Origin of the sequence: Pseudomonas sp. AMR01 (assembly GCF_041946035.1) — a bacterium.
In the GTDB taxonomy this organism is placed as follows: Bacteria; Pseudomonadota; Gammaproteobacteria; order Pseudomonadales; family Pseudomonadaceae; genus Aquipseudomonas; species Aquipseudomonas antarctica_B.
Genome location: NZ_JAUTYR010000087.1, coordinates 1 through 1,514 on the forward strand (window position 1 = coordinate 1; position 1,514 = coordinate 1,514).

Sequence of the window (1,514 nt, forward strand, 5' to 3'; positions counted from 1 at the left end):
ACCGACGGGTTCGCGGTCAGGGTAACGGTGGTGGTGTCGACCGAGTCGGTGATGGTGGTTACCGCTGGCGCGGTATTCGTCGCCAAGTTCTCGAAGTTACCACCTTCTGCTTTGGTGATGGTGGTGCTAACGGTTGAACCGTTGTTGTACACATCGTTTGCAGGCGTCTGGAAGACAGCAGTCCCGGAGGACTTGCCCGCTTCGATATTGATTGTCTGACCATTGCTCAACGTCACGGTGACCGCTGTTTGCGCTGGGTTAGTCAGCGTGGCGGTGTAGGTGATGTTGCCGCCTTCAACGACCGAGTTGTCAGCGGTCAGGGTGACGGTGGTGGTGTCGACCGAGTCGGTGATCGTGGTCACAGCCGGAGTTGGGTTGGTCGCCAGGTTCTCGAAGTTACCGCCAGTAGCGTTGGTGATCGTCGTGTTGACGGTCGAACCGTTGTTGTAGACGTCGTTCGCCGGCGTTTCGAACACCACCGAGCCAGCAGACTTGCCGGCTTCGATAACGATTGTCTGGCCGTTGCTCAACGTCACGATCACAGCGGTTTGCGCTGGATTGGTCAGCGTGGCGGTGTAAGTGATGTCACCGCCTTCAACTACTGACGGGTTCGCCGTCAGGGTAACGGTGGTGGTGTCGACGGAGTCAGTGATGGTGGTCACCGCTGGCGCAGAATTTGTCGCCAGATTCTCGAAGTTACCGCCTTCTGCCTTGGTGATGGTGGTGCTTACGGTCGAGCCGTTGTTGTACACATCGTTGGCTGGGGTTTGGAACACCGCAGTCCCGGAGGATTTGCCTGCTTCGATGTTGATCGTCTGACCATTGCTCAACGTAACGGTCACAGCGGTTTGCGCTGGGTTAGTCAGCGTAGCGGTGTAAGTGATGTCACCGCCTTCAACTACTGACGGGTTCGCTGTCAGGGTAACGGTAGTGGTGTCGACCGAGTCGGTGATCGTGGTCACAGCCGGAGTTGGGTTAGTCGCCAGGTTCTCGAAATTGCCGCCGGTAGCGCTGGTGATCGTTGTATTGACGGTCGAACCGTTGTTGTAAACGTCATTGGCTGGAGTTTCAAAAACTACGGAGCCAGCGGACTTGCCGGCTTCAATAACGATGGTCTGGCCATTCGAAAGTGTCACGGTCACCGCAGTTTGCGCTGGGTTGGTCAGCGTAGCGGTGTAAGTGATATTGCCGCCTTCAACGACCGAGTTATCGGCGGTCAACGTGACGGTGGTGGTATCGATCGAGTCGGTGATGGTGGTCACAGCCGGAGCTGGGTTGGTCGCCAAGTTCTCGAAGTTGCCGCCGGTAGCGCTGGTGATCGTCGTGTTGACGGTCGAGCCGTTGTTGTAGACATCGTTGGTCGGGGTTTCGAATACAACGGTGCCAGCGGACTTGCCCGCTTCGATGACGATGGTTTGGCCATTCGAAAGCGTCACGGTGACCGCAGTTTGCGCTGGGTTGGTCAGCGTGGCGGTGTAAGTAATATCGCCGCCTTCAACGACCGACGGGTTCGC

At 57.3% G+C, this 1,514-nt stretch carries 1 protein-coding gene; it reads right to left on the bottom strand.

All coding sequences use genetic code 11. The features are described from left to right. Nucleotides 1-1,514, bottom strand: a 1,514-nt coding sequence (locus Q7C20_RS26630) for an immunoglobulin-like domain-containing protein (RefSeq protein ID WP_375071173.1), incomplete at both ends; no start/stop codon positions are given.